Source organism: Bacteroidales bacterium, assembly GCA_021157585.1.
Lineage (GTDB): Bacteria > Bacteroidota > Bacteroidia > Bacteroidales > UBA12170 > UBA12170.
Genome location: JAGGWH010000102.1, coordinates 1 through 4,784, shown reverse-complemented (window position 1 = coordinate 4,784; position 4,784 = coordinate 1). Strand labels below are relative to the sequence as shown.

1 protein-coding gene is annotated in these 4,784 nt (G+C 33.5%); it reads right to left on the bottom strand.

Annotation, left to right across the window (positions count from 1 at the left end; translation table 11 throughout):
• Nucleotides 1–155: 155 nt before the first annotated feature.
• Nucleotides 156–4,772: an AMP-binding protein gene (locus tag J7K39_06940; protein MCD6179624.1), complete on the bottom strand. Its 4,617-nt coding sequence runs from the start codon at nt 4,770–4,772 to the stop codon at nt 156–158.
• Nucleotides 4,773–4,784 lie beyond the last annotated feature (12 nt).

Here is a 4,784-nt window from a genome sequence, read left to right as displayed (position 1 = left end):
GTACATTTACTAGTCAAATTGAGTTTTACTAGAAAAAAACGAATGCATACTTTTATTGCATATCACTAAACTGTGGCTGCCTGCGTCTTTGCGTAATATATTTTCTCACCAACACAAAGTCAATAAGGCCTATTGAAAAAAGCATTGAAATAAATCTAATTCAAAAACTTAACCAGTGCTCCCCATTTTTTATCCACTTTAAAATCAAGCTTTAGGTAGAAGTTACCCAAAAGGAAATGAGCCTTGATAATTTTAACACCTTCACTAGCCATTATATTACAAAAAGTATCAATCATAGACGTTCCGATACCTCTTCCTTTTAATGGCGTTGTTACAGCACTTCCATCCAATAAAACAACGTTATTTTCTAAAACAATATAGCATAAACCACCAACTACTCTACCCTGTTTATCAATCACCACCATATGTTTATCCATCTTAGAAATAGACTTTGGATAATTCTCTTCAAAGAATAAACGATAAAGCTTTCCTATTTCGCTGGGTTCTATTGGTTCCCGAAAAATATATTCCAGATTAAACCTGTCTTTAATATATGAATTAACAACAACTTTTCCTTTTTTGCTTTCACTCAGCTTGACAATATCAAGCTTTTGCTGTCTTTGCAATCTGGAAAATACCATTCTGCTAAAAACACCTTTATCATCAGCATCACTTAAAGTTGCTTGTAAATCCGACAGTTCTAGCAAATGAGTTGCAGGAATACTACTATCTTTATCCATACGTGCCAAAAGAATATCAAAAGCATTTTGTATTTCTTTACTGGCATTGTCAAAATACGTTTTCCTATAAAGTTTGTAACGAACAATTTCGGCAAAACGGTAAATTCTATATAATCCCGAAAGCTCAAAAATAGTTTGTTCTTTTGCAATAGCAGTCGCCGAAGGATTAATTTTTACCCACTCTCTATACTGATCCTTAGAATTATAATAAGCCAACGGCATATAATATTTCGATTGCATTTCTTCTAAATAATTATCCAAAAGACTGGCCAAAGAAACATTATCAGGAGTTATTAAAGGTTCTTTTTTCAAATCTTTCTTCAACTCCTCAAAAAATTCAAATGCCCTTTTATAACCTAATCCCTCAATACAAGCATCAAACATCCATTTTACCTTAAGTTGCTTGGTAACCCAGGGATAATGTGCTTCTAAACGATAAAAGAAATTTTCCAGCATCGGTCTGATAATCGACAAGGTATTTTCATAATTTTTTAAGCCTGCCAGAGAAATAATTGTTGCAGACTCCAAATAATCCAATTCCGGAACAACTACATTATTAGGTGTAATAATACCCGGAACAATCTTATATCCGCTCTGCATCCATGCCGTATAAAATACCGATAAACCTTTTATAAACATCTTACGCCAAGGATTACTAATATTCAAATAACCTAAGGAATGATGTATTCCGGCAAACTCACGAATCTTATACCAAATACTAAGTTCGCCTATAAATTTACTTGTTAACGCACCATATTTCGCCCTATAACAACCCATTGCAGGCAAGCTTAATGTAGCAAAAGGATAACCGGAAATAGCCGAAAGCCAATGTACTGTCTTAACACTTGAAACCATTTTGATATTATTACTCATCATAAAATGCAAGTCGAAATGTTTTCCCTGACTTGTATTTATACTTAACCTAAAATGCCTAAAATTACCAAACGATCTCAATCTCGAAATCCACATTCCTTTATCAGGCATCATATCTATATCAAAATCATTCTCTTCGTAGGCCAGCATAACCGATTGACGAATAAAAGGCGAGTTAGAAAATATTTTAAAAATATCATCCTTTATTTCTTCAGTAATACCTTCTTCAAATACAATTTTCTTTTCCCACTTTTTACGAGAAAATAATACCGACTGCTGTCGTAAAGTTTTTTCAAAATTCTGATAAAGCAACTTAAAATAATCATAAGCTACTTTAGCTAAATACGGATCGCTTTTATGTAATATCCAACTGGCAAATTCTGCTCTTACAGAGCTATAATACTCAAAATGATTATTAGCAAAATTGTATAATAGCTTCAATACATTTTCAAATTGTTTTCTAACATCCTTATCTGCTGGCCAAGGCAATAAAACGCGGTAATTATATAACCTTTGTCGCAAGCTCTCTAAATGTTGTTTGCCCATATCCTTGGAAGCAATTTCCCTTATTGAATTTTCATTTAAGAAAGTTAAACCAGATTGTATAAATGCCGGAAAAAGTTTTGAGTAATCAGGATTTGGATCATCTAACAATAAGATACGATATGCTAAAGCTCTCACTTCTTCTTCGGGGTGACAAGCCAAAGCCTCCAATCTACGGCGAATTACCTCTGTTACTTTTTCATCGTACTGATTAAAAACTTCTTTTATCTGAAACGTATTGTCTAAAGCATATTTTGACTCGCCAAATAAAGCGCAACACATCAAATTATTAACAAAAGTTAAGCGTTGATCACGCAACTGAAATAAAGCAGGCAAAGTTACAGAACTATAAGTCTTTGACATTTTATAAGGACGCTCCACTTGCACACTTACATTTTTAAGTGGTAAATCCCAACCCTCTTTTACAGGACAGAAGTGAATAATTTCAGGGTTTCCAATCCATAAACGCGGCTGACGTGTAAATAATCCTAAATCAATTGTATCACCTTCCAGATTATAAATCAAATCACCTATCAACACCTTAGTAGTTTTCTTTATCCTTTTAAGGTGTAGTTCCTGCTTACTCTGCTTATTAAATAAAGTAGAACCTTTAACAACGATATCTGTTTCTAAAATTCCTAAATCGCGGAAGAACCACCGTGGAATAGACACATTCAAATGATTGATTTCCAGAAAAATAGTATTGCTTTCATACAATTTACTTATTGTCTTAGCAAAATTAGCTTCTATTGTTTTTCTATTAAAGCTCCCCTTTGGAGTAAGTTCTCCTTTTTCCAAGTCAAAATCGCGATGCAATACTGAGAAATTGATAACACGTTCATAAGGGGCTAAATCTTTATTTGCGGCAGCAATAATTTGATGAAAATACTCCATCTTATTTTCCTTATTCCCAGTAGATTTCAAAACAGCATCATCTTCGTCAGGTACAATAAGTAAAACATTATACGGACGAGCATCACCAACTAAAAATGTATGCTTTATACCGGGGACATCCACAAACAATTTTTCTACCGTTTTAGGAGCAATAGTTTGTCCTTTATTATTTTTATAAATATCCTTTAGTCTATCTATAATTTCAAAATATCCTTCGGGCGATTTTCTAAAAATATCTCCTGTAGATAACCAAAAATCATTTTTCTCATTTTCAGGAAATTGAATAATATCGTCCGGACCGGCATCTTCTAAATATCGTGCAATATAATGACCACTTATTTCAAGTTCACTTTCGGCACCAAAACGAGATTTAACGCCGGGCAATAGAATCCCCGTAGAAGATTCGATGTACTTGGCGGGAGGTGTCATAGTAATTCCACCTGTTGCTTCTGTCATACCAAAACCACTACAAAGGTAAATACCATTATCTTGAAAAAATTTGAAGATTTTGGGTTCTAAATATCCGGCAGCAGACAAACCCCAACGCAACCTACTTCCAACTACAGACCGTATTTTAATCTGAATTTCTTCAGGAGAATCGTTTGGATTTACCATCTCCATTGTTTTTTCGTATAGCTGTGTCCATCGTAATGGAATACTAATAAATACCGACGGATTTACCTTTGGGAACAAAGAGAGTAATGTTTCGGCTGCCGTATTACCTGCAAAAACATAAGTCCCATACCAATAAATAGATCCTAACATCTCTAAGAAACGACCGAAAGTATGAAACAACGGCAAAAAGCAAAGCATTACTTCCTTTTTACCAATATCGGGGACAGCTGCCGCACGAGCAAATCGCTTTGAAACCAAATTGTAATTAGAGAATGAAACGCCTTTTGGCAAACCTGTACTCCCTGAAGTAAACATTGTTGTAGCTACCCTATTTACCGGTTTTATTTCCCTCTTAGATAATATTCCTTCTATTTCATTCAGATCGGCAATTTTACATTCTTCTCCCAAAAAGAAAATATCCTTTTCGTTAGTATTTACAGAAGGATCGACAACGAAAATAGTAAAATGTATTTTTGTCGATTTTCTGAGATCTTCTAATATTTGCAAACGACTTGGAGTATCTGCAACAGCTATATTTATCTTTAGCTGATCAAAGATTATTAATAATGTTTCTTTGTTAAAATAAATATTTAAGGGGGTATCAAAAATATCGTAAAATAAACAAGCTAAATCGCAACTGGCACTCTCAACACTATTTTCGGCATATATTGCAACACGAGGAGTGCCCTTCGAATAACGATAAAAAACAGCTGCAATTTCACGTACATATAATTGCACTTGTTTATATGTCCAGCGTATTGGCATTTCGCTATTCATATCTAAAAATAGAGTATGATTTTCAATTTCTTTTACCCTATAATCAAACATATCTTTTAAAGAATAATTTGATAGTTGAATAGCTTTAAAAACTATTTCTGACCAACGATTATGATTTTCCTTCCCAACTAAAGATTCAAGAAATGATGATTTTCCACTTAAGTTTATAAATTGAAATGCCAACTCTCGATCAACATTCTTCTTTCCCTTAAAAAAGATCTTTTCTGCCTTATCTAATATCTGTAATGCAAGTTGTTGTTTTTGATGATATTCAAGCGATTTATAATCAGCCCACTGCTCAAGCGAATCATATAATGTAGAAGTATTCATAAACGATATATT